This window comes from Pseudomonas sp. Teo4 (genome assembly GCF_034387475.1).
Taxonomy (GTDB): Bacteria; Pseudomonadota; Gammaproteobacteria; order Pseudomonadales; family Pseudomonadaceae; genus Aquipseudomonas.
On the sequence record NZ_JAXCIL010000002.1, the window covers coordinates 477,476 to 500,582 of the forward strand.

General features: G+C 62.7%; 20 protein-coding genes, 1 pseudogene and 1 riboswitch. Of the genes and pseudogenes, 7 read left to right on the plus strand and 14 right to left on the minus strand.

What is annotated here, in order from left to right:
* Positions 1-5: 5 nt before the first annotated feature.
* The 4 genes from PspTeo4_RS18550 to PspTeo4_RS18565 form a co-directional block, all read right to left on the minus strand.
* Complete coding sequence (locus PspTeo4_RS18550) at positions 6-614, minus strand: YqiA/YcfP family alpha/beta fold hydrolase (protein WP_322365375.1); 609 nt, start codon at positions 612-614, stop codon at positions 6-8.
* Between the two features lie 227 nt (positions 615-841).
* A complete protein-coding gene (gene cpdA, locus PspTeo4_RS18555; protein ID WP_322365376.1) occupies positions 842-1,645 on the minus strand; it encodes a 3',5'-cyclic-AMP phosphodiesterase in 804 nt (267 codons plus the stop codon).
* 85 nt (positions 1,646-1,730) lie between these two features.
* Positions 1,731-2,183 (minus strand): DUF1249 domain-containing protein, encoded by a 453-nt coding sequence (locus tag PspTeo4_RS18560; RefSeq protein WP_274908454.1) that lies wholly within the window; start codon positions 2,181-2,183, stop codon positions 1,731-1,733.
* On the minus strand, positions 2,174-2,791 hold the full coding sequence (locus PspTeo4_RS18565; protein WP_322365377.1) for an NUDIX domain-containing protein: 618 nt from the start codon (positions 2,789-2,791) through the stop codon (positions 2,174-2,176). The genes PspTeo4_RS18560 and PspTeo4_RS18565 overlap by 10 nt, the downstream gene beginning before the upstream one ends.
* 185 nt (positions 2,792-2,976) lie before the next feature.
* On the opposite strand from PspTeo4_RS18565, the gene PspTeo4_RS18570 reads away from it, so the two are divergent.
* A complete protein-coding gene (locus PspTeo4_RS18570; RefSeq protein ID WP_322365378.1) occupies positions 2,977-3,723 on the plus strand; it encodes an RsiV family protein in 747 nt (248 codons plus the stop codon).
* On the opposite strand, the gene cytX is transcribed toward PspTeo4_RS18570, so the two are convergent.
* Entirely contained in the window at positions 3,692-4,975 is a 1,284-nt protein-coding gene (gene cytX, locus PspTeo4_RS18575; protein ID WP_322365379.1) for a putative hydroxymethylpyrimidine transporter CytX, read from the minus strand. The two genes, PspTeo4_RS18570 and cytX, sit on opposite strands and share 32 nt — an antisense overlap.
* 148 nt (positions 4,976-5,123) lie before the next feature.
* Positions 5,124-7,004: a phosphomethylpyrimidine synthase ThiC gene (gene thiC, locus PspTeo4_RS18580; RefSeq protein ID WP_322365380.1), complete on the minus strand. Its 1,881-nt coding sequence runs from the start codon at positions 7,002-7,004 to the stop codon at positions 5,124-5,126.
* Positions 7,005-7,165: 161 nt separating this feature from the next.
* A riboswitch (TPP riboswitch) is annotated at positions 7,166-7,272 on the minus strand.
* 161 nt (positions 7,273-7,433) lie between these two features.
* On the opposite strand from thiC, the gene PspTeo4_RS18585 reads away from it, so the two are divergent.
* Positions 7,434-8,864 carry a TolC family outer membrane protein gene (locus PspTeo4_RS18585; RefSeq protein WP_322365381.1) on the plus strand — a complete coding sequence of 477 codons (1,431 nt, stop codon included), beginning with the start codon at positions 7,434-7,436 and terminating at the stop codon, positions 8,862-8,864.
* Positions 8,865-8,978: 114 nt separating this feature from the next.
* Here the strand turns inward: PspTeo4_RS18585 and waaA are convergent, their stop codons facing one another.
* The gene (gene waaA, locus PspTeo4_RS18590) at positions 8,979-10,250 is read right to left on the minus strand and encodes a lipid IV(A) 3-deoxy-D-manno-octulosonic acid transferase (protein ID WP_322365382.1); all 1,272 of its coding nucleotides are present in this window, start codon (positions 10,248-10,250) and stop codon (positions 8,979-8,981) included.
* 36 nt (positions 10,251-10,286) lie between these two features.
* A complete protein-coding gene (locus PspTeo4_RS18595; RefSeq protein ID WP_322365383.1) occupies positions 10,287-11,177 on the minus strand; it encodes a LysR family transcriptional regulator in 891 nt (296 codons plus the stop codon).
* Positions 11,178-11,264: 87 nt separating this feature from the next.
* Between PspTeo4_RS18595 and PspTeo4_RS18600 the strand changes: the two genes are divergently transcribed.
* The 4 genes from PspTeo4_RS18600 (at position 11,265) to PspTeo4_RS18615 (ending at position 14,752) form a co-directional block, all read left to right on the plus strand.
* Complete coding sequence (locus PspTeo4_RS18600; RefSeq protein WP_322365384.1) at positions 11,265-11,597, plus strand: multidrug efflux SMR transporter; 333 nt, start codon at positions 11,265-11,267, stop codon at positions 11,595-11,597.
* A 157-nt stretch (positions 11,598-11,754) separates the two neighbouring features.
* A complete protein-coding gene (locus tag PspTeo4_RS18605; RefSeq protein WP_322365385.1) occupies positions 11,755-12,930 on the plus strand; it encodes an NAD(P)/FAD-dependent oxidoreductase in 1,176 nt (391 codons plus the stop codon).
* Positions 12,927-13,739, plus strand: coding sequence for an aldo/keto reductase (locus PspTeo4_RS18610; RefSeq protein ID WP_322365386.1), 813 nt, complete (start codon positions 12,927-12,929; stop codon positions 13,737-13,739). The genes PspTeo4_RS18605 and PspTeo4_RS18610 overlap by 4 nt, the downstream gene beginning before the upstream one ends.
* Before the next feature lie 50 nt (positions 13,740-13,789).
* The gene (locus PspTeo4_RS18615; protein ID WP_322365387.1) at positions 13,790-14,752 is read left to right on the plus strand and encodes a metal ABC transporter ATPase; all 963 of its coding nucleotides are present in this window, start codon (positions 13,790-13,792) and stop codon (positions 14,750-14,752) included.
* Positions 14,753-14,886: 134 nt separating this feature from the next.
* On the opposite strand, the gene hldE is transcribed toward PspTeo4_RS18615, so the two are convergent.
* From hldE to PspTeo4_RS18630, 3 genes and pseudogenes are all read right to left on the minus strand, one after another.
* The gene (gene hldE / locus PspTeo4_RS18620; protein WP_322365388.1) at positions 14,887-16,308 is read right to left on the minus strand and encodes a bifunctional D-glycero-beta-D-manno-heptose-7-phosphate kinase/D-glycero-beta-D-manno-heptose 1-phosphate adenylyltransferase HldE; all 1,422 of its coding nucleotides are present in this window, start codon (positions 16,306-16,308) and stop codon (positions 14,887-14,889) included.
* 130 nt (positions 16,309-16,438) lie between these two features.
* A complete protein-coding gene (msbA, locus tag PspTeo4_RS18625; protein WP_322366889.1) occupies positions 16,439-18,247 on the minus strand; it encodes a lipid A export permease/ATP-binding protein MsbA in 1,809 nt (602 codons plus the stop codon).
* Positions 18,248-18,265: 18 nt separating this feature from the next.
* Positions 18,266-19,437: pseudogene (locus tag PspTeo4_RS18630) on the minus strand (O-antigen ligase family protein); the annotation flags it as partial.
* Between the two features lie 99 nt (positions 19,438-19,536).
* Between PspTeo4_RS18630 and PspTeo4_RS18635 the strand changes: the two are divergent.
* Positions 19,537-20,142, plus strand: a complete 606-nt coding sequence (locus tag PspTeo4_RS18635) for a toluene tolerance protein (RefSeq protein ID WP_322365389.1) — start codon at positions 19,537-19,539, stop codon at positions 20,140-20,142.
* On the opposite strand, the gene PspTeo4_RS18640 is transcribed toward PspTeo4_RS18635, so the two are convergent.
* The 3 genes from PspTeo4_RS18640 to PspTeo4_RS18650 form a co-directional block, all read right to left on the minus strand.
* Positions 20,131-21,237, minus strand: coding sequence for a glycosyltransferase (locus tag PspTeo4_RS18640; protein WP_322365390.1), 1,107 nt, complete (start codon positions 21,235-21,237; stop codon positions 20,131-20,133). The two genes, PspTeo4_RS18635 and PspTeo4_RS18640, sit on opposite strands and share 12 nt — an antisense overlap.
* A 44-nt stretch (positions 21,238-21,281) precedes the next feature.
* Entirely contained in the window at positions 21,282-22,055 is a 774-nt protein-coding gene (locus tag PspTeo4_RS18645; RefSeq protein ID WP_322365391.1) for a glycosyltransferase family 2 protein, read from the minus strand.
* 64 nt (positions 22,056-22,119) lie between these two features.
* The gene (locus tag PspTeo4_RS18650) at positions 22,120-23,076 is read right to left on the minus strand and encodes a glycosyltransferase family protein (RefSeq protein ID WP_322365392.1); all 957 of its coding nucleotides are present in this window, start codon (positions 23,074-23,076) and stop codon (positions 22,120-22,122) included.
* Positions 23,077-23,107 lie beyond the last annotated feature (31 nt).

The following is a 23,107-nucleotide window of genomic DNA, read 5'->3' on the forward strand; positions in this document are numbered from 1 at the left end:
AAAGATCAAAATACAGAAAAATCTAGCGCTGCGTACTGCCCCCGGGCAATCCCGGCAAACGCCAGCAGGGCCGGCAGCTGCTGGGCGAAGCCCTGGAAGCTGTGGTCGCCACCGGCCTGGATACGCAGAGCACAGGCACGGTAATAATGCTCGGCATAGCGGTAGTCCAGGGTTTCATCGGCGGTCTGCAGCCACACTTGATAGCGGCTGGGGTCGGTGGGCGCTGGCACTTCCAGTTCGGCCAGGGCCTGCACGTGGTCCAATGTCAGCTCCCAGGTTTCATCGGTATAGAAGTTTCGCTGGGTGCCGAGGTAGCCATCGAAGCGCTTGTGCGGGGTCACCGCCGGGTTGACCAGCAGGGCCTTCAGGCCATGGCGCTCGGCCAGATGGGTGGCATAGTAGCCGCCGAGCGAACTGCCGACCAGCAGAGGCGAGCCGAGCTCAGCGATGGCCGCCTCGAGCTGCGGCATGGCCTGGCGCGGGTGGTGGTGCAAAGCGGGTATGCGCAGCTGGTCGGACAGACCCAACTGCTGCATGACGGCCTCCAGCTGCCGTGCCTTGGTAGAAAGCGGCGAGCTGTTGAAGCCATGGATATAGAGGATGGTACCCGACATGCTGCCCCCGGAATCTGTGGCTTCGCGCCCGATCGGAGTGGGCGCAGGGACGCGCAGTGTAGCGTGTTCGCCGGGTTTTGGCGCTGGATCGGGGATTTCGCAACACAATCATCAATGTGGCATGGGCCGCTGCGCGGCCAATCGCCGGCAAGCCGGCTCCCACATGGACCGCGACGACCTCAAGATCACTGTAGGAGCCGGCTTGCCGGCGATGAGGCCTCAGGGCTTTAATAACCGGGGCTGTCGAAATCCAGCTTCACCTCGAAATCCAGCGCCCGCTCCACCCCGGTTTCCAACCGCCCGTCGGCATGCAGCCGCAACCAGCGATACCCCGGCTGCTCTTCGCTCACTTTGAACTCCTCGCTGCGCGCAGCGAACTGGATGCAGGTAGACGGTGTGGCCAGCAGCCGCAGGCCACCGCGTATTTCGTCCCACTCCTGGTGAATATGCCCCCACAGCAGCGCCTTCACCTGTGGATAACATTGCAGGCGCTGCAGCAGCTCATCGGCGTTACGCAAACCGATTGGCGCAATCCAGGCGCAGCCGATATCCACCGGCTGGTGGTGGCAGCACACCAGTAGATGACGCTCGCCGGCACCCGCCAACGCTTGGTCCAACGTGGCCAGTTGCTGCTCTGCCAACAGCCCATGAGTGGCACCGACAACGGCCGAGTCGAGCATCACGATGCGCCAGGCGCCGATGTCAGTCACAGCCTGCACCAATTCAGGCGCCACCTCGGCCATCACCCGTGCTTCATCGTGATTGCCCGGCAACCAGCGGGACGGCGCACCGAACCCGGCGGTCAGCTCTCGAAAAGCCTCATAGGAAGCCACGCTGGCATCCTGGGACAAATCCCCAGTGCACAGCAGCAAGTCGATACGCGGTTGCTCGCGGCGCACCTGGGCAATCACATGGCGCAGGCTGTCGCGGGTCTTGAGGCCCAGCAGTGAACCGGCCGGATCGGCGAACAGGTGGGCGTCGGTCAGTTGCACCACATGCACGGGTGCCGATAGGGAGTCTGGGTGCGGCAACGGCCGTCTCCTCGAACGGATATTGCACGGATTATGGCGGGGGAAGGCTTTCGAGCAAATACTCCAAACCAACCCGCGTCACATTTCAGCGCACACTTGCCAGTTCGTGGCCGCAGGCCAGGCAATGGCTCAACCATTCGCCAAGGAACAGATTGAGCTGGGCTTTCTCGTCGGGCTGGTGCATGCCGGCATTGGGGTACGGGTAGATGCTGCGCAGGCGCCGGGTGTGTTCGGCGCTGACAACCTCGGCCATACGCGCATCGTGATACACCTGAACCTCCAGGTGCGGCACCGGCAACCAGGGCAGGCTGTGCTCCTGGCGCACGCGCAAGGTGGTGGTGTAGGGGCAGGCCAGCACCACATCGAGCACCAGCACACCGAGCATCTGGTCGCCCTGGGTCATGCCGATGCGGCGCGAGCTCTGGGTGGTGCGCATGTCGGGCAGCAGGCGCATGAGCCGGGCGTAGTTGGCCTCGCAGGCTGCCTGCAGCCCGGCCAGATCGACCCGATAACGCTCACGCAACAGGTTCACTTCCACATACCTCGTACTTCGTCCCGGTTCAGGGCCAGCCACTGCAACCCGATGATGGTCGCGGCATTGCAGATACGCCCGTCGCGCACGGCTTGCAGGGCATCTTCGAATGACCAGACGCGCACGCGAATGTCCTCGCCCTCTTCCTCCAGGCCATGCAGGCCACCTGCGCCTTCGCTGGTGCAGCGGCCCAGGAACAGGTGTACGTATTCATCGCTGCCGCCCGGCGACGGGAAGTAGCGGGTCATCGGCCACAGGGCGCTGAAGGTAAGCCCCGCCTCCTCTTCGGCCTCACGATGGGCGACTTCCTCGGGCTGTTCGTCCTTGTCGATCAACCCGGCGACCATCTCGATCAGCCACGGGTTGGCGACCTTGTCCATCGCACCCACGCGAAACTGCTCGATCAGTACCACTTCATCGCGCTGCGGGTCGTAAGGCAGTACACAGACCGCGTCGTGCCGTACGAACAGTTCGCGGCTGATCTCGCGGCCCATGCCTCCGGCGAACAGCTCGTGGCGCAGGTGCACCTTGTCGAGCTTGTAGAAGCCCTGGAAGCAATTGGCCCGCTCGACGATCTCGACCGCCTTGGGCACTGAATTCAACGTGTCTGACATGGAAATCCTCGTGACCTCATTTACCGCTTCGCGCCATCCTACTCTGCACGCCAGCCTGTTTCATCCCTTTCCGGTAACCGTTCGCGCACTCGGGACAGCAAGTCTTCTCTCTGTTAGCTTAGTGGCGAACTGAAGGCCGCGCCGACGGTCAAAGGGCGACTTTTCCCTGTTCTGCAAGGATCATCATGACACTGGTCAAACTGACTTCCGTGGCCGTGCTGGCACTGGCGCTAGGCGCCTGCCAAAGCGTGTTCGCACCCAACTACCGGGCTCCGCTGGAGGTCAAGCGTGACGCCTGGGAACACGTGAAACCCGGTTGCACCGAAAGCGACTGCCCATTGGTGAACATCGACACCATCCATTTCCCGGACCTGCCCAAGCTCGACGGCATCGTCGAACAGCGCTTGCTGCAACTGACCGAAGACAACCAGCGCAGCACCGCGCCCGCCTCGCTGCAGGCTTACGAACAGCAATACCTGGCCAGCGCCGACAAGCGCAACAGCAGCTACCTGCAGGCCAAGGTACGCGAGCAGCATGACGGGCTGGTGATCATCGAACTTTCAAGCTACCTGGACAGCGGCGGTGCCCACGGCATGCCAGGGCGCGGCTTCATCAACTACTCGCGCAAGCTGGACAAGGTGCTGACCCTGCAGGACATGCTGGTGCCCGGCCAGGAAGACACCTTCTGGAAGACTGTCGAGGAGTCCCACCGCGCCTGGCTGATCAGCGTCGGTATGGACAAGGACGCCGAGTTCGTCAAGACCTGGCCGTTCAAGAAGTCGCCGCACATCGCCCTGACGTACGGCGCGGTGGTGGTGAAGTACGAGGTCTATTCCATCGCGCCCTATTCCATGGGCCACGTCGAGCTGAAAATCCCGTACCCACGCCTCAATGGCGTGCTCAAGCCCGAACTGTTTCCCGGCCGCGGCTGACACTCAGTAGCGCATGCAGCCCACCTGCCAGCACCAGTGCTGGCAGGGTGGCACCAAACTCAGGTGCCTGCGCGGCGATCACATGGTAAGCCGCAACCCCGACCACCCAGGCCAGCAGCGCCTGCCAGTGCAGCCCTTCGACCAGCGCCGGGGCGCGACGGCGGCGGATCACGAAGTGGTCCATCAACACCACGCCGAACAGCGGCGCGAATACCGAGCCGATCAGCAGCAGGAAGTTCTCGTACTGTGCCAATGGCGCCAACAGGGCGATCAGGGTGCACACCATGCCGATGACCAGGGCCAGGTGCTCGACCTTGAAGCGCACCAGCACGCTGGTCGAGACTGCAGCGGAGTGGATATCGGCAAAGGCCTTTTCCGACTCGTCCAGCAGGATCAGCAGCAGGGGAATACCGATGCCGGCGCCGGCCAGGGCCAACAGCAGGGCATTGGCCTCGCCGTTTGGCGCAAAGGCCAGGGTGTAGGCCACGCCCAGGCTCATCAGCCAGGTATTGCCGATGAAGTAGCCCAGCACGGTGCCACCGAAGACACGCTTGGCGCTGCTGGCGAAACGCGAGTAATCGGCAATCAGCGGCAACCAGGACAGCGGCATGGCAATGACGATGTCGAAGCCGACGGCCAGCGACATCGAACCATCACCGGCACGCGCCCAAAGGTCGGCCAGGTCGGCCTTGGCGAACAGGTTCCAGGTCAGCCACAGGCAGGCGGCCATCAGTACCCAGATCCCCCATTTGCGCAGAATCTTGCGCACGAAGGCCAACGGCCCGCTGACCGCGAGCAAAGTGGCCAAGGCACCGAAACATACCGTCCACAGCATCGGGCTGTTCCACAGGCTGCCTTCGCCGAACGTGCGTGCGCCAAGCAGGCTGGCGGCATCACGCATGACGATGATCTCGAACGCACCCCAGCCAACCAGTTGCAACAAGTTGAGCACAGCAGGCAACCGAGCGCCGTGGCGGCCCAGGCTCAGGCGCAGGGTGGCCATGGCCGGCAGGCCGGTGTCACTGCCGATGACGCCGGCAGCCCCAAGCAACAGCACGCCCACACCCGTGCCGAGGACGATGGCCAGCACGGCCCCCGCCAAGCCCAGGCCTGGAGCCAGCATCGCGCCGACCTGCAGGACCATCAGGCCGATGCCGAGGGAGAACCAGAGTGCGAACAGGTCGCGGGCACCGAACAAGCGGTGGCTGGAGGGGACCGGGTGGTCCGGGGAGAAGTGGCTGGGGGTGGTCATTATTGTGTTCGCCGGAAGAATTGATGAGGCATCACCGCCCCTTTGTGGGAGCGGGCTTGCCCGCGAACACCGGCAAGGCCGGTGCCAGGCACCGCAGCGCCTGCTTCGCGGGCAAGCCCGCTCCCACAAGGGGGGGAGATGGTTGTTTTTAGACTTTGTGATAAAGCTGGCTGCCTTCCTGGCGGAACCGCTCGGACTGCTCGCGCATGCCTTGCTCGACCGTCACGTCCACCGTCTCGATCTTCGCGGCGTACTCACGCACTTCCTGAGTGATTTTCATCGAACAGAACTTCGGCCCGCACATCGAGCAGAAGTGGGCGACCTTGGCCGATTCCTTCGGCAGGGTCTCGTCGTGGAACGCACGGGCGGTGTCCGGGTCCAGGCCGAGGTTGAACTGGTCTTCCCAACGGAATTCGAAGCGTGCCTTGGACAAGGCGTTGTCGCGAATCTGCGCGCCTGGGTGGCCTTTGGCAAGGTCGGCTGCGTGGGCGGCGATCTTGTAGGTGATGATGCCGGTCTTGACGTCATCCTTGTTCGGCAGGCCCAGGTGCTCCTTGGGCGTCACGTAGCAGAGCATGGCGCAACCAAACCAGCCGATCATCGCCGCACCGATGCCGGAGGTGATGTGATCGTAACCAGGGGCGATGTCAGTGGTCAGTGGGCCGAGGGTGTAGAACGGCGCCTCGTCACAGCACTCCAGCTGCTTGTCCATGTTCTCTTTGATCAGTTGCATCGGCACATGGCCAGGGCCTTCGATCATGCACTGCACGTCGTGCTTCCAGGCGATCTTGGTCAGCTCGCCGAGGGTTTCCAGCTCACCGAACTGCGCGGCGTCGTTGGCGTCGGCAATCGAGCCTGGGCGCAGGCCATCGCCCAGCGAGAAGCTGACGTCGTAGGCCTTCATGATTTCGCAGATCTCGTCGAAATGCGTGTAGAGGAAGTTCTCTTTGTGATGCGCCAGGCACCACTTGGCCATGATCGAACCACCACGGCTGACGATGCCGGTGACGCGTTTGGCAGTCAGCGGTACATAACGCAGCAGTACGCCGGCGTGAATGGTGAAGTAGTCCACGCCCTGCTCGGCCTGTTCGATCAGGGTGTCGCGGAACAGCTCCCAGGTCAGGTCCTCGGCGACGCCATTCACCTTTTCCAGGGCCTGGTAGATCGGCACGGTACCGATCGGCACCGGCGAGTTGCGGATGATCCACTCGCGGGTTTCATGGATGTGCTTGCCGGTGGACAGGTCCATGACCGTGTCAGAACCCCAGCGGATACCCCAGGTCAGCTTGGCCACTTCTTCCTCGATGGAGGAACCCAGGGCGCTGTTGCCGATGTTGCCATTGATCTTCACCAGGAAGTTGCGACCGATGATCATCGGCTCCAGTTCCGGGTGGTTGATGTTGGCCGGGATGATCGCGCGGCCACGGGCGATTTCCTCGCGGACGAACTCGGGGGTGATCTCTTTCGGAATGCTGGCACCGAAGCTGTGACCGGCATGTTGCTGGTCCAGCAGGCCGGCGGCGCGGGCTTCCTGCAGCTTCATGTTCTCGCGGATGGCAACGTATTCCATCTCGGCGGTGATGATGCCCTGACGGGCGTAGTGCATCTGCGTGACGTTGGCACCAGGCTTGGCACAACGCGGGTTGCGTACGTGGGCGAAACGCAGCTTGGCCAGCTCGGCGTCGTTCAGGCGCTGCTGGCCGAAGTTCGAGCTCAGGCCTTCCAGGCGCAGGGTGTCGCCACGGGCGTCGATCCAGGCCGAACGAACATCGGCCAGGCCTTTACGCACATCGATGATGACGTTCGGGTCGGTGTAAGGGCCGGAAGTGTCATAGACCAGCACTGGCGCGTTGGATTCGCCGCCAAAATCGGTGGGGGTGTCGTGCAGGCTGATCTCGCGCATGGGCACGCGGATGTCGGGGCGCGAACCCTGAACATAGACCTTGCGTGAATTGGGCAGCGGTTGCACGGACTGCTGGTCGACTTGTGCCGACTCGCTGAGGTTGATCGTTTTTTCTTGTTTACTCATCACAGGCTCTCCAGACATCTTCCTTGCGGGCGGATTGTCGGGGTGAACCTGAAAGGCGCGGACGCACCCCCTTGGCGGGTGTGCAGTGCCGGATACATGGAGGTGCCTTGAGCTGCTTGCAGCTGAGACATTCCCGGACCTGGCACAAGAGGCTCCCCGGGAAGGCGAGCAATCTTGTTCCCTACGCAGGCGCTAACCTGATCAGGTTCAACGGGATCCGCAACTTTGCGATCTCAGCCTTTGCTTCAAGGCACCCCGACAAGAACATGCGCAGTCTAGACTGGAGTGGTCGGCAAAGCCAAGCGGGTAAATCAGCGCGTTGATGAAAGGCGCAGCCGACGATTGTTGCCGGGGGCACATGGCACTACACTGGCCCGTCTTTCGATACTCAACAGTTCAGTAATTAAATTTCGTACAAGGATTGCCTCTATGCTGCGCAAACTCTCACTGGCGATAGCCGTGTCTTGTGCGTCCAACGGAGTGGTCTGGGCAGCGGATGTGCCCGCAACAGTGAAAACCGACCTGGTCAGCGTCTATCAGGAGGCCGTCGACAACAACGCCGACCTGGCTGCAGCCCGCGCCGACTATGGCGCCCGTCGCGAAGTGGTGCCCCAGGCCCGGGCCGGGTTGCTGCCGAACTTGTCGGCCGGCGCGGAGATGATGAACACCCGCACCAAGTTCGACGAACCATCGCTCACCTCCAACCGCAGCGGTAACTCCTGGAGTGCGACCCTGTCGCAGCCGATCTTCCGCGCCGACCGCTGGTTCCAGTTGCAGGCTGCCGAAGCTGTCAACGAGCAGGCGGCACTCGAACTGTCGGCCACCGAGCAGAACCTGATCCTGCAGACCGCGCAGAATTACTTCGCCGTTCTCAGGGCCCAGGACAACCTGGCCGCGACCAAGGCCGAGGAAGCCGCGTTCAAGCGCCAGCTGGACCAGTCCAATGAACGTTTCGACGTGGGCCTGTCCGACAAGACCGACGTGCTGCAGTCGCAAGCCAGCTACGACACTGCCCGGGCCAACCGCATCGTCGCCGAGCGCCAGGTGCAGGATGCCTTCGAAGCCCTGGTTACCTTGACCAACCGCGAGTACTCATCGATCCAGGGCGTGGTCCACACCCTGCCGGTACAGGTGCCGACGCCCAATGATGCCAAGGCCTGGGTCGAAACCGCTGCTCGCCAGAACCTCAACCTGCTGGCCACCAACCATGCCGTCGACGCCGCCGAAGAAACGCTGCGTCAACGCAAGGCAGGCCATGCGCCCACCCTCGATGCAGTGGCAAAGTACCAGAAAGGCGACAACGACAGCCTCGGTTTCAGCAACCCGCAAGCTAACGTGCGGTATGCCGGCGACGTCGAGCAGACCAGCATCGGCCTGCAGTTGAACATTCCGATCTACAGCGGCGGCCTGACCAGTTCGCAGGTGCGCGAGGCCTACCAACGGCTGAGCCAGAGCGAGCAGCAGCGCGAAAGCCTGCGCCGCCAGGTGGTGGAAAACACCCGCAACCTGCACCGTGCGGTGAACACCGATGTGGAACAGGTCCAGGCGCGCAAGCAGTCGATCATTTCCAACCAGAGCGCGCTCGAGGCCACCGAGATCGGCTACCAGGTCGGTACCCGCAACATCGTCGACGTGCTCGACGCCCAGCGCCAGCTGTACACCTCGGTGCGCGACTACAACAACAGCCGCTACGACTACATTCTCGACAACCTGAGCCTGAAACAGGCGGCCGGCACCTTGAGCCCGCAAGACCTGCAGGACCTCAAGCGGTACCTGAAGCCGGACTACAACCCGGACAAGGACTTCCTGCCACCGGACCTGGCTGCGGCGGCGGCGAAGAACTTCGAGCGCAGGCCTTAAGCTCGGTGCTGCCCTCATCGCCGGCAAGCCGGCCCCCACATGGACTGCGCCGCTCTCAAGATCACCGCAGTACCTGTGGAAGCCGGCTTGCCGGCGATGAGGCCGACTCGGTCTTCAGCGCATCAACGCCCCAAGCCCATCCAGCAACCGCTGCAAGGCCCCCTGATTCGCCAGCATCACCTGCTTGCCCGCCGCCCCCATACGCTGGGCATCCTGGGGCAACTCGACCAACCGCCGCACCGCCCCCGCCAGCCCGTCGACATCATCCACCTGCTGCAACGCGCCCGCTTCACGCAACATCGCGCTGATTTCAAGGAAGTTGAATACATGCGGCCCCATGATCACCGGCAATGACAACGCAGCTGGTTCCAATGGGTTGTGGCCGCCGGTGGCGACAAGGCTGCCGCCGACGAACGCGATATCGGCCAGTGCGTAGAGGAACAGCAGCTCGCCCATGGTGTCGCCCAGCAGCACGCGGGTCTGGCTGTCGACCGCCGCACCCGAGGAACGGCGAACGGTGGCAAACTGTTCACTGCACAGGGCATGCACAGCATTGAAACGCTCAGGGTGGCGCGGCACCAGAATCAACAGTGCGTCACCATGTACCTGCAGCAACTGCCGGTGCGCCTGCAAAATCAGGGCATCCTCGCCTTCGTGGGTACTGGCGGCGATCCAAACCGGACGCTGGGCCGCGCCCCACTGCTCACGAAGCGTCTTGGCTTGCGGCAGAAGTTGCTCGTCGATCTTGAGGTCGAACTTGATCGAGCCGGTCACCTGCACACATTCAGGTCGTGCACCCAGGTCGCGGAAGCGCTGGGCCTCGGTTTCGGTCTGCACCGCGATAAGGCTCATTTCGCCAAGCATTGGCCGGGTCAGGCCGGCAAAACGTGCGTAGCCACGGGCCGAGCGCTCGGACAACCGCGCATTGGCCAAGGCCACGGGGATACCACGCTTGGCACACTGGTGAATGTGGTTGGGCCACAGCTCGGTTTCCATGATGATGCCCAGGCGTGGGCGCACATGATCAAGGAAACGCCCCGCTGCCCACGGCAGGTCATACGGCAGGTAACAATGCTGGATGCGCGGTTCGTCGCCGAACATGGCGCGAATACGCTCCGAACCGGTGGGGGTCATGCAGGTGAGGGTGATTGGCAAGTCCGGATAGGCCTTGAGCAAGGCACGCACCATAGGCGCGGCGGCAATGCTCTCCCCCACCGATACGGCATGCACCCAGATCCCACCTTGGCGCATCGCCGGAAGGTTGCGGGCGAAGCGCTCGCCGATGCGCTGGCCATAGGCCGGCGCTTTGCGGGCACGCAGGAACAGGCGCAGCGCAACCAGTGGCAGGCCCAGGTGAAACAGCAAGGAATAAAGGGTTCTGTTCATGGTGGCGAAGTGTACTAGGAACCACCTCGAAAAAGGCTAACCGATCGCTCGCAGGTGCACCGCGAAGCGCTCGGCCAGCCATTGCGCCGCCGGCCCCAGAGGCTCATCGCGCCGCCAGGCCAGCTCCGCCACCAAGGCTGGTGGCCGCCATTCGCTGTCCAGTTCGACCATTTGCGTCTGGTAGGTCGGGTACTGCACCACATGCCGAGGCAGCCAGGCCCAGCCAAGGCCGCGCATCAGCAGTTCGGCCATGGCATAGAAGCTGTCCGCACGCCAGATTTGCGGGCTGATCGCCTCGCCGCCCGGGTAGCCGCTCTGCTGCGGTGTGATCAACAGTTGCCGATGCCGCGCCAGTTGCTGGCGCGTGACCCACTGCTCCTTGGCGAGCGGATGACCGACCGCACAGACCGTGACCATCTCCACACTGCCCAGGGCACGTCGTTCCAACGAACTGGGGATGCTTTCGTGGTGAAAGAACAGCCCCAAGTCCGCACGCCGCTCCACCAGCTTGCGTGCCACATCGCCCTGGGCACCACTGGCCAGTTGCACTTCCAGAAAGGGAAAGCGGCTGGCCAACTCGTCAAGGCTGTCAATCACCGGCTGATAGGGCATGGCTTCGTCCTGGGCGACGCGCAACAGCGCTTCCTGCCCGCGCATCAGCGCCAGCGCACGGCCGTCCAGACGCTCGCACTGGCGCAACAGCTCGCGGGCGTCTTCCAACAGGGCCATGCCGTTCTCAGTCAATCTGGGCTGTCGACCACTGCTGCGCTCGAACAACGTCACCCCAAGGTCTGTTTCGAGCATGGCGATGGCGCTACTGACTGCCGACTGGGCTCTGCGTTGCTCGCGGGCAACTGCAGAAAACGAACGCAATTCAGCGACGCGCACGAACAGACGCAGTTGCTCCAGGTTCCACTGTTCGGCCATCAGCCTATCTCCAATAGTGATAGGTAATGACTTTACCCCATCCAGGTATTGCCTAGAATGCCCACCTAGTTACCGGAGGATCCCATCATGAATGCCTACACCTACCTGGCCATTGCCATCTGCGCCGAAGTCATCGCCACCGCGTCCATGAAAGCGGTCAAAGGCTTGAGCACGCCGTTGCCGTTGCTGCTGATGGTGTGTGGCTACGCAATTGCGTTCTGGATGCTGACCCTGGTGGTGCGCAGCATTCCCGTGGGCATTGCCTATGCGGTGTGGTCGGGGCTGGGCATCGTGCTGATCAGCGTGGCGGCGCTGGTGATCTACGGGCAGAAGCTGGATGTGCCGGCGATGCTGGGAATGGCGATGATCGTCGGGGGCGTGGTGGTGATCCAGCTGTTTTCGAAAACTACCGGGCACTGAGTTGTCTGTACTCACGCCATCGCCGGCAAGCCGGCTCCTACACGGACCGCGCCGGCCGTGGAAGCGCTGCAGACTCTGGGAGCCGACTTTCCCGCGATAGGGCCGTGACAGGTAAGCCTGTATACTTGCCAGCTGTCCCAGTCTTCGAGGTACCGCCATGCCATCTGCCATTTCCACTGACGTACTGATCGTCGGCGCCGGGGTCGCAGGCCTCTGGCTCAATGCCCGTCTGCGCAGCCTGGGCTATTCGACAGTGCTGGTGGAGCGCGCCAGCCTTGGCGGCGAGCAGACCATCAAGTCGCAGGGCATCATCCATGGCGGCACCAAGTATGCCCTGCACGGCGCCCTGACCGGCGCCTCCGAGGCCATCGCCGACATGCCGCGTCGCTGGCGCGAAGCCCTGGCCGGCACCGGTGAACTGCCCCTGGGCAAGACTCGCCTGCTGTCTGATGCACATTACCTCTGGTCCCCTGGCACTCTGGCCGGCAACCTCACCAGCTTCTTCGCCAGCAAGGCAGTGCGTGGCCGGGTCGATCAGGTCAAGGGCGAGCAACTGCCACCCGCCCTGCAGGACCGTGCGTTCAAGGGTAAGGTCTATCGCTTGGCTGAACTGGTCATCGATGTACCCAGTCTGCTCGCCAACCTGGCCGAGCTGGGCGGTGACAGCTTGCTGGCAGGCGAGCAGATCGAACCTCTGCGCGACGGCGACGAACTGGTCGGCCTGCGCGTGGACGGCCGGGATATCCGCGCCCAGCGCATCGTCCTGAGTGCCGGCGCGGGCACCGAGGCCCTGCTGCAGGCGCTGGGCTTGAACCAGCCGGCAATGCAATTGCGGCCACTGCACATGGTCATGACCAAGGGGCCGAACCTCAAACCGCTGTACGCCCATTGCCTGGGGGGCGGCCCCAAGCCGCGGGTAACGATCACCACTCACCCGGCGGCTAATGGCCAGTGGGTGTGGTACCTGGGTGGCGACCTGGCCGAAGCCGATGGCGTGGCCCGCGACCCCGCCGCGCAGATCGCCGCAGCGCAAAAGGAAATCGCGCACCTGCTGCCATGGGTAGACCAGGCCCAGCTGAAATGGGCGACTTTGCGCGTTGACCGCGCCGAACCCGCGCAGTCTGGCCTGGTACGCCCGGACAACGCCTTCCTGGCCGACCAGCAGCGCCTGCTGGTGGGCTGGCCGACCAAGCTGGCATTGGCCCCCGACTTCACTGACCGGGTACTCGCCAGCCTCGACCGCGATGGCATTCGCCCAAGCGCTCAACCCGCACTCGACGGCCTGCCGCGCCCAGCGCTGGGCGTACCGGCCTGGGAGCAACTGCTGCCATGAGCCTGCCTACCCTGCACGATTTTCACCGCCCGCTGGGCAGCACCGGCTTCAAGGTATCGCCCCTGGGCCTGGGAACGGTCAAGCTCGGCCGCGACCAGGGCGTCAAATACCCAAACGGCTTCACCATCCCTGGCGATGACGACGCCCGCCTGCTGCTGGCCCAGGCCCGCGAGCTGGGTATCAACCTGATCGACACCGCGCCCGCCTATGGCCGCAGCGAAGAGCGCCTGGGCCCGCTGCTGCGCGGCCAGCGCGATGAATGGGTGATCGTCAGCAAAGTCGGTGAAGAGTTCGACAACGGCCAATCGCACTTCGATTTCAGTGCCGCCCATACCCGCCGCTCGGTGGACCGCAGCCTGCGCCGGCTGGAAACCGACCGCATCGAACTGGTGCTGGTGCACTCGGACGGCAACGACCTGGCCATTCTCGAGCAGCAGGAGGTCTACCAGACCCTTGCCGAGCTCAAGCAGGAAGGCAAGATCCTGGGCTTTGGCTTTTCCGGCAAGACGGCCGCTGGCGGCCTGAAGGCGCTGGAGACCGGTGATTGCGCCATGGTCACCTACAACCTCAACGAGCAGGCAGAGCGCCCGGTCCTGGACTACGCTGCCGAACACGGCAAAGCCATTCTGGTGAAGAAGGCCCTGGCCAGCGGACACATCTGCCTGGCCCCCGGTGTCGACCCGGTGCAGGCCAGCTTCGAGCTGCTGTTCTCCCACCCCGGTGTGAGCAGTGCTATCGTCGGCACCATCAACCCGTTGCACCTGGCCCACAACGTGGCCACCGTCGCCCGCATCCTGGGCCAGCACTGAGCCGTCTGGGCCCAAGGTCTGGAGACTGACCCGACGCAAGGAGGAGCCTCGTGCCGCGTACGCTGATTCGCAAGAACCCGAGCAACTTCAAGACACTTCCACTGCATGTCGAAGCCACGCCCGAAGGCCTGACGTACCAAAGCATCGGCATGCCGCTGAATTTCGCCCAGACCCAACAGCGGCGCCGGGCCATCCAGTTGCCCAATGACCAGCGTTTCGTGATCGAACTGGCCAACCTTGGCGTCTCGGTACGCCTGACCTTGCATTGGCAACACCGCGATTACTGGGTACTGGTGCGCCAGCGTCGTCAGGATCGGGGCGACGTGGTGCTGAAACTGATTTCCGGCTACGTCCCGGCGCAAGAGCTCAACCTGCCCCTGCACACAGCCGTGCAGGAAGTGGCCGAGGAATGCCTGCTGGAGACACCGGAAGGCTGGTTGGGCGGGCGTTTCAACGACACCTGGCTACCCGCACCTTACGCGGCGGCCCTGCATTACCGGGAAACCTTGCCGTTCATTCTTACACCGGAATCTGGCGCGGCACGGCCCGTTCATTGCGGCAACCTGATGCTGCTTGAACGGCCTCGGGCCTACGTGCACCTGCCTACCGCTTCGTTACAGCTGATTTATGACATGCGCCTGCAGGTGCCCAGAGAAGCCAAGAAGCTCAGCCTGTTCCATGTCGATGAACGGCTGGAAGGCGATCAACTGGTGGCCCGACTCAACCGCAAGCGACCAGACCTGTACCTGATGCCGCTGAAGGACGGGCACCCGTTGGCAGAGCTGTACACGCTGAAGAAGGACGAGTTGGTGCCGGCGAGCACACGGGGGCTTTACCTGGCGGAGAGCTTCGCCAAGCAGGCGGGATGGGTGGTCAAGGATGAACGGATACGCTGGAAGGATTGGGTGAAGCAGCAAGGCTTGGCCGATACTGGCGCCAGCTCGCAGTTACAGCGGTTTGGCGACAAGGCGCGGGCGTTGCTGGAGCGGGCACGGACTTCGCTGCACAAGTAATGTTTGGGGCCGCTTTGCGCCCCATCGCCGGCAAGCCGGCTCCTACAGGTACTGTGGTTATCTCAGGATCTGCGCGGTGCTTGTGGGAGCCGGCTTGCCGGCGATGGGCCGCCAAGCGGCCCATCGCACGAACATCAGTGCTTGCGGATCTTCTCGACAATCGCCGTGGTCGAGCTGTTCTCGACCAGCCCCAGCACCTTCACGGTACCGCCATAGGCCTTGACGATATCAGCGCCCACCACCTGGTCGATGCCATAGTCGCCACCTTTGACCAGCACATCTGGCTTGACCTGGCTCAGCAGGTTCTCCGGCGTGCCCTCGGGGAAGCTGATCACCCAATCCACAGCCCCCAGGCCTGCCAGCACGGCCATGCGCCGGTCGACGCTGTTGATGGGCCGCCCTGGGCCTTTCAAACGGCTGACCGAAGCATCGTCGTTGACCGCGACGATCAGGCGATCGCCCTGGGCCCTGGCCTGTTCCAGGTAGGTGACATGGCCGGCATGCAAGATGTCGAAGCAGCCATTGGTGAACACGATCTTTTCCTTGTGCGCACGGGCATCGTCGATGGCCAGCAGCAGCTGCTCCAGGCCCAACACGCCACGTTCGGAACCTTCCTCGCGCTGAATCGCACGGCGCAGCTCGGGTGCGCTGATTGCAGCGGTACCCAGCTTGCCGACCACGATACCCGCGGCCAGGTTGGCCAGGGCCACCGCGTGGGGCAAGTCTTCGCCGGCAGCGATGGCGGCCGCCAACGTGGAAATCACGGTATCGCCAGCACCGGTGACATCGAACACTTCACGGGCACGGGCCGGCAGGTGCAGGGCCGGTTGACCAACGCGCAACAAGGTCATGCCATGCTCGCCACGGGTCACCAGCAGCGCCCCCAAATCCAAATCCTGCAGCAGTTGCAGGCCTTTGGCGACCAGCTCGCTCTCATCGGCGCAGCGGCCAACGATGGTTTCGAACTCGCTGAGGTTCGGGGTGATCAGGCTCGCGCCGCGGTAGATGGAAAAGTCCTTGCCCTTGGGGTCGGCCAGCACCGGAATGCCTTTGGCCCGCGCTGCCTGGATCAGGCTTTGGTGGTTTTTCAGTGCGCCCTTGCCGTAGTCGGACAGCACCAACACCTTGACGCCCTCGAGCAGGCTATCGACTTCAGCACCCAGCGACAGCGGGTCGGTGGCGAACGGCTCTTCGAAGTCGATACGCAGAAGCTGCTGGTGACGGCTCATGACCCGCAGCTTGACGATGGTCGGTTGGTGCGCGATGCGCTGGAACACCGAACGCACGCCAGCAGCATGCAGGCTGTTGGCCAGGCTGTCGGCGGCCTCGTCCTGGCCTGTGACACCGATCAACAGCGCCGGGGCGCCGAGTGCAGCGATGTTCAAGGCAACGTTGGCCGCACCGCCGGGGCGATCCTCGATCTGATCGACCTTGACCACCGGCACTGGCGCTTCTGGCGAGATACGCGAAGTACCGCCATGCCAGTAGCGGTCGAGCATGACATCGCCGACCACCAATACCGGGGCTTGATCGAAACGCGGCATGGACAACTTCATGGGCAACCCAAATGAAAAAATGAACAGGGGCAGGATATTAGCACAGGGCAGACGACGGCTTTATGGCCAGATCAGGCCCTGGAAAATTCCGGTGACAATCGGGGCCAGCGAGGCCCCGATACAAGGTGTTTCAGGTGATATCGGCCTTTTCCGGCTCGTCCAGACCCATGGCGTGCAGGCGGGCATAATGGCCATTGGCTGCAAGCAGCTCGGCGTGCGTGCCCCGCTCCACCAGGCGCCCCTGGTCCATCACCAGAATCTGGTCCGCCTTCTCGATGGTAGACAATCGGTGGGCGATCACCAGGGTGGTACGACCTTCCATCACATGGTCCAGTGCTGCCTGGATATGCCGTTCGGACTCGGTGTCCAGCGCCGACGTCGCCTCGTCGAGGATAAGCAATGGCGCGTTCTTGAGCAGTGCACGGGCAATCGCCAGACGCTGACGCTGGCCGCCCGACAGCAGCACGCCATTCTCGCCAACCTCGGTATCGAAGCCTTTGGGCAGCTTGTCGACGAACTCCTTGGCATAGGCATCGGCAGCGGCGGCCTCGATGTCCGCACGCGGAGCACCGGCCAGGTCGCCGTAGGCGATGTTGTTGGCCACGGTATCGTTGAACAGGGTCACATGCTGGGTCACCTGGGATACATGACGACGCAGATTGCGCAGGCGGTAATTCTCGATCTCCACGCCATCGAGCAAGATCTGCCCCTTATCGTGGTGATAGAAGCGTGGAATCAGCGCCGCCAAGGTCGACTTGCCGCTGCCTGAGCGCCCTACCAGGGCAATCATCTGGCCCGGTTCGGCGACGAAGCTGATGTCGCTGAGCACTTCGCGGTCGGTCCCCGGATAGGTGAAGCTCAGGTTACGCACTTCGAGACGGCCTTCCACGCGCTCTTTCTCGACGGTGCCAGTGTCGACTTCAGCTTCCTCGTCGAGTTGCTCGAAGATGCTTTCAGCACCGGCCAGGCCTTTCTGGATGGTCGAGCTGACTTCGGAAAGCTGGCGGATCGGCTTGGGCAGCAGGCCGGCGGCAGTGATGTACGCCACCAGATCACCGGCGGTGGACTCGCCGCGCAGGAACAGCACCAGGAACATCAGGGCGGCCATGGCGCTGTAGATCACCAGCTGCAACATCGGCGTGTACAGCGAGCCGGTCTTGGTCATGCGCAGCTGTTTGTCGGTGTTGCTCTGGCTGGCACGGCCGAAGCGTCGCTCTTCGTAAGCCTCACCGCCGAAGCTGCGGACCACGCGGTAGCCCTGGATGGTCTCGGAGGCAACGTGGGTCACATCGCCCATGGCCACCTGGATCTTCTTGCTCTGCTTGCGGAATTTCTTGCTGGCCACGCTCACCATGACCGCGATCACCGGCAGGATGGCGACCATCACCAAGGTCAGGTGCCAGTTCATCCACAGCAGGTAGGCGAACAGGAACACGACGGTCAGGCCTTCACGAATGACCACCTTGATCGCGTCGGTTGCCGCCCCGGTGACCATGGTCACGTTGAAGGTGATGCGCGAAATCAGGTGTCCCGAGTTGTGGTTGTCGAAGTAGCGGTTAGGCAACACCAGCAACTTGTTGAACAGCTCGACCCGCAGGTCGTGTACCAGACACAGAGAAACCTTGGCCAGGAAGTAGTTGCCGAGGAACGAGCCCAGGCCCTGCCACGCGGCGATCAGGATGATCAGCAGGGGTACCGCCTGCAGCAATTGCAGGTCGCGCAGGTACGGCACATTGGGGAACAACACCGCTTCCGGGTTGCTCAGGCCGTCGACGAAATACTTGAGGATCCCGGCCAGCATTGGCTGAGTCGAAGCGAATATGACGAAACCCACGATACTCAGCAGGAAAATGCCGGCATAGGGTTTCACGTAGCTCAGCAGCCGGAAGTAGATCTTCAGGCTGGAGGTATGCTCCGCAGGTCGCGGTGTTTCGGCCATCATTGAGCTCGCTGTTGAGGTTGAACGGCGAATTTTACCACAGGCGTCATTTTCGGCACTCCCCAGGGTAGCAACATGGCCAAACCGACCGGCAGCCAACTGATGAACCACTCCGCACGCGGTGTCGCTGTGAGGCTGGCGGCGTCGAATTGCATGGCCAGCGTGGAGAATAGCCAAAGGCCGAGCAGTACCTTGCCGAGCAGGCTGCCCCGGGCGCGCAGGATTTCCCATAGGGCCGACAGCCACACGGCGATCCACAGCAGCATGCCTGGCAGCCCCAGTTCAAGGGCAACATGGGTAAACATGTTGTGGGTGTGGTCGAAGTGCCTGCCCACTGCGATCACGTTGTAGTTACCCCCCAGCCCCACGCCGGTCCAGGGGTGCTGGGCAATCATCTGCAAGGCAACCTGGAATATCTCGGGTCGGTAGGACGCACCGCGCAGGGTGAGCAGGTTGTACACAAAAAACAGCGCCAAGCCGCTTGCGATCAGCGCCAATACCGCGATCAAACGACTGTACCGGCCCTTGAACCACAGTGGTGCGACCACCAGGGTGCAGACCAGCGACAGAATCGCCCCCCGACTCTGGCTGAGCGCGACGAACGCACCCAGGCACAAAAGGGCCAGTACCCAGGCAAGCTGCAGTGCACGATGGTGCGGCACCTCGTACAGCAGCACCAGCAAGCCAGTGCCAATCACATAAGCCCCAAGGATGGGGTGTGAAATTTCGCCGATACCTTCCAGCCTGGCCCGCAAAAGGTGTGCATGCACCCCGTAGTAGTTGACGATGGACACCAGCGCTGCGACCGCCAGCAACAGCCCTCCAGCCTGCAGCAGCCGACGTACCCTGAGCTCTCCGGCCTGCGCCAGCACGGGAAACGCCAGCAGGAACACCAGGATGTACACCAGGCGCTTGCTTTCGCGCAGCACCTCCTGGTTCGGTGACCACGCCAGACTGATGGCGCTCCAGACCAGCAATAACATCACGCTGCACCACAACGCCGCCTGACGACGGAAGGCTTCTATCAGAATCTGCCGGGCAGGCCAGGCCATGATCAGGGTCGGCAGCCAGAGGAAGAGGATCAGCCCCTGCTGGTAGACCTTGTTGCTGGGCGCCAGCGCGATCGCCGCCATGAACCAGACCAGACCGACACCCAACCAGACCTGTGCCCAGCGTTTCTGATGCAACATCTTCGCTCCCTGTGAATCACAGACACTGACATGGTGCTCACGCGTTATTTTCGGCATTATGGCCGGTCATTTCGTTCGCCAGACGACAAGGCCCTACTCATGCAATGCTCCCGGCTCACCCAGGTCGACTTCGATCAGCTGACACTTGGCGCCCAGGTGCTCGAGGCAGACAGCCATGGCGCCAAAGTCTACCTGCTCAAGGATGGCAATTTCCTCAAGGTTTTCCGCCGCAAGCGTCTGATTTCATCTGCGCTGCTGCGCCCCTACTCCCAGCGTTTCGTCGACAACGCCGCACGCTTGGCGCAACTGGGCATTCCGACGCTCGAAGTCATCAGCCAGCACAAGCTCGACCTGCCGGGCAGAACGGCAGTGCTGTATCGCCCACTGCCAGGCCGAACGCTGTTGCAGATGTCTCGCGACGAAGGCTTCAGCTGGGACACCTACCTCCCGCAACTGATCACGCTGATCCGCCACCTGCATCGCTCGGGCATCTACTTCCGCTCGCTGCACCTGGGCAACGTGGTGGTCACCCCCGAGCAGCAGCTGGGCCTGATCGACGTGGCAGACATGCGCTTCCTTCGCCCACCGCTGTCTGCGCGGATGATCCGGCGCAACGTCCAGCATATGGTGCGTTACATCGAACGAGAGAAACTGGGAGATCGCTTCCCGCTCGCCGAGTTCGAAGCCAATCTGCTAGCCCGCTGACGGCCAGCCACGCAAAAGGCTTGCCGAGCCCTCCTGAAACCCCTGCCATGCCTGCTCCGGCGCCAGCGTCTGGCGCTGCCGGGCAGCTATGGCGGCCGGGTCGAGGGTGACACTGCGCTCCATCGCCCGCGCCCACTCGGCCACGTCTCCCACAGGCAGATACCACCCTGCATCCTGCAATTGCTCGCGGAACACCGCCAGGTCGCTACACATCACCGGTACGTCAGCCAGTACCGCCTCCTGCACAACCAACCCCAAGCCTTCCGAGCGCGAGGGAATCAGCACCCAGTCAAACGCTCGGTACAACTGCTGCAGGTCTTCACGATGGCCGCACAAGTGAATACGCTCGGCCAACCCCAGTGCCTTGACCCGCGCCTGCAGGCTGGCATGCAACGGGCCCTCCCCGAGAATGGCCAGCTGTATGTGCGCTTGCCGGGAGGCCGCTTCGGCGAAGGCCTCGATCAACATCTCGAACCCCTTGCTCTCCACCAGGCGACCCACGGCCCCAAAGACCTGGCAGGGGGATGGCGGCAACCTCAGTACCTGCCTGGCCTGATCCGCACTCAACAACCGCTCGGCAAAAGCCCTCGGGTCGAGCGCCATGCGCAAGGTTCTTACTGGCTTGCCGAGGTCGCGCGCCAATGACTCGGCGAGGGTTTGCGAAACGGCCGCAAGGTTCAAACGATTGGAGGGAAGTTCACGCAACAGGCGAATATCGGCAGAGCTTAGCCGGGTGCCACCATGGAACAGCACATTGGCCCTCAGCCCCGGAACCTGCTGCATCAGAGGCAGGACCAGACGGGCAACGCCGACACCATCGAGCAGTAGCACTTCAGCGCGAGCCTCGATCAGCGCCTTGCGTAACCGACTGCGCAACCACGGGCGCAGCAAACGCCAGAGATGACGCCCCTTCAGGGCCCTGGGCGGCATATGCCACTCCTGGGTCGGGCCAAGCGCATGGCACACTCCGCTGCCGAGCAGCAGCCAGTTGCTGATGCGCGCATCAGCGCCAACGCAGGCCAGCACCTGACAATGCACTCTGTGGATGGAGATGTACCGCGAACCACCCGACCACATCATGTTGACGATGTTCATGGCGTAACGCTCCCCTCCCGTTCAAACCAGGTGGGACTGCGATTTCAGTGAACGAACAGGGTAATTCCCATGCCAAGCAGGGCGCCCATCAGCAGCGTCAATGCCAGCTTTACCCGGTCGCGCTTGCGCCGCCTGGCCTTGCGCCGCTCTTCTCCGGGCAGGGTCACATGCTTGCCGAACCCGGTGTGCAATACCGCATCGCCTTCGAGAGTGACCGCTGCAAGGTTCAGCTCGGCGTAACGCCGGGAAAGCGCCTTCTCACCAGCATAGGCGGCAAATGGCGCAACGCGTTGATAATCACTTAGCCGACGCAGACCCGGGTTCAGGGAAAATGCCTGCCAGTCGGCCTTGTCGGAGAACAATGGATAGCACGGCACCCCCGCGATCACCTGGCGCGCACCCAGGTGAATGTAGGGGCTGTGGATGGCCAGGTCATGGGCATGGCTACGGAGCCAGACCTGCAGCAGGTCTGGACTGACTTCCAGTATGGCGCGGGAGTCTTCGACAAAGGCTTGCCGGTAGAACTTCCAGTCATCCTCGCAGTGGAAGATGTAAGGTGTCTTGACGTGACTGTAGGCCAGGTCAATCGACGCCAACTGGCCGAGCTTCGGGCGATTCACGAACACCTGGCAACGGGGCTTCCAGTGCTCGGGTATGCAGGCGTGCACAGCGTCGTCACCCGAGTCTTCGGTAATGAAGACCTCGCGAATGGGTGCCGTGTTATAGCGATCAAAACTGTCCAGGGTCTGCTTGAGCAGATCGAACCGTCCACAACTGGTCACGACCAGCGTGATATCACTCTCATCGGAATAGCGCACCGGATTCCCTCCGCCTTGCATTCACCCACTGCACCCCCGTCCCTGGGAGCGAAACGCCTGTTGATCAGACGCCGAGCTTCAGACGAAGCCGCTGCAACAACGTCAGCGGTGGATGAGGCCTTAGTGCAGGGCGCATATGTTCGACGATGCTACGCCCTACCTCTGCGAAACTGAAACGGGATACTGACAAAAGGCGGCCATTTTCCGCAATCCGCTGGGCCAGCGAAGGGTCCGCACGCAATGTACGAAGTTTCTCCTGGAGCATCGGAATGCTGTCGTAGAGCACTACGTTGTGCATGTCCTGCAAACCAAGTGCTCGGTTTTCTCCTTCGCCCTGGTCATAAGCCAGCAGCACACAGCCGCAGGCCATGGCCTCGAAGTTCTTGATCATGTACTCGCCCATGCCGACATCGGCACTGACGAAGAAACGGATGCGGTTGAGCGTGTTGCAGTAGTCTTCACCGGAGTTGGTGCGGGTCACTACCAAGTTTTCGACCTGCCCTAGTTCGTCCAGCAACGCCTTGCGACCACTGTAGGCCACGCTCTTGGTGCTGCCGACGAACGCCAGCTCGATATCACGCTCGCGCCCTTGGTCCGCCAACAACTGCTCGTCGTAGCCCTTGGGCACGAACACGGCGTCGAAACCTTCCTGGCGCAGGCGTTCGCTGACCATGTAACCCGAGCTGATCACCCGCGCCCAGGGCAGCTTGCGGTAGTGCGCACTGAACTTGCCGGTGTACTTGCAGGGGATGTAGTTCTGGTAGGCATCGTGCTCGAGGATGACCAGGTTCGGCACGCTGCGGATGAATGCCACCTGACGGATCTCTTGCTTGAAACGCAGGAAAAACACGATCCGGTCGTAGCGCTCGACATCCACCTCACGCTTGAAGTAACGACGCAGGTTGCGCTGGTCTTCGCTGCTCAGCCAGCGCAGGTCGCACTCACAGTTGGCCGCGACGCCGTCGTACAGGCGGTCGAGGATCGCCCGTTGTTCCTTCTGCACCAGAAATAGGACTTTCATTGCATTCCTTGGGCGCTCAGCGCCAACTCGG

What these genes read in the sequence shown, in the direction of transcription:
- cytX (WP_322365379.1), bottom strand. Translation starts at nt 4,975, where the DNA reads ATGACCACCCCCAGCCACTTCTCCCCGGACCACCCGGTCCCCTCCAGC.
- PspTeo4_RS18550 (WP_322365375.1), bottom strand. Translation starts at nt 614, where the DNA reads ATGTCGGGTACCATCCTCTATATCCATGGCTTCAACAGCTCGCCGCTT.
- PspTeo4_RS18635 (WP_322365389.1), top strand. Translation starts at nt 19,537, where the DNA reads ATGCAATGCTCCCGGCTCACCCAGGTCGACTTCGATCAGCTGACACTT.
- PspTeo4_RS18610 (WP_322365386.1), top strand. Translation starts at nt 12,927, where the DNA reads ATGAGCCTGCCTACCCTGCACGATTTTCACCGCCCGCTGGGCAGCACC.
- msbA (WP_322366889.1), bottom strand. Translation starts at nt 18,247, where the DNA reads ATGGCCGAAACACCGCGACCTGCGGAGCATACCTCCAGCCTGAAGATC.
- PspTeo4_RS18650 (WP_322365392.1), bottom strand. Translation starts at nt 23,076, where the DNA reads ATGAAAGTCCTATTTCTGGTGCAGAAGGAACAACGGGCGATCCTCGAC.
- PspTeo4_RS18570 (WP_322365378.1), top strand. Translation starts at nt 2,977, where the DNA reads ATGACACTGGTCAAACTGACTTCCGTGGCCGTGCTGGCACTGGCGCTA.
- PspTeo4_RS18640 (WP_322365390.1), bottom strand. Translation starts at nt 21,237, where the DNA reads ATGAACATCGTCAACATGATGTGGTCGGGTGGTTCGCGGTACATCTCC.
- PspTeo4_RS18605 (WP_322365385.1), top strand. Translation starts at nt 11,755, where the DNA reads ATGCCATCTGCCATTTCCACTGACGTACTGATCGTCGGCGCCGGGGTC.
- PspTeo4_RS18595 (WP_322365383.1), bottom strand. Translation starts at nt 11,177, where the DNA reads ATGGCCGAACAGTGGAACCTGGAGCAACTGCGTCTGTTCGTGCGCGTC.
- PspTeo4_RS18565 (WP_322365377.1), bottom strand. Translation starts at nt 2,791, where the DNA reads ATGTCAGACACGTTGAATTCAGTGCCCAAGGCGGTCGAGATCGTCGAG.
- hldE (WP_322365388.1), bottom strand. Translation starts at nt 16,308, where the DNA reads ATGAAGTTGTCCATGCCGCGTTTCGATCAAGCCCCGGTATTGGTGGTC.
- PspTeo4_RS18600 (WP_322365384.1), top strand. Translation starts at nt 11,265, where the DNA reads ATGAATGCCTACACCTACCTGGCCATTGCCATCTGCGCCGAAGTCATC.
- thiC (WP_322365380.1), bottom strand. Translation starts at nt 7,004, where the DNA reads ATGAGTAAACAAGAAAAAACGATCAACCTCAGCGAGTCGGCACAAGTC.
- waaA (WP_322365382.1), bottom strand. Translation starts at nt 10,250, where the DNA reads ATGAACAGAACCCTTTATTCCTTGCTGTTTCACCTGGGCCTGCCACTG.
- PspTeo4_RS18585 (WP_322365381.1), top strand. Translation starts at nt 7,434, where the DNA reads ATGCTGCGCAAACTCTCACTGGCGATAGCCGTGTCTTGTGCGTCCAAC.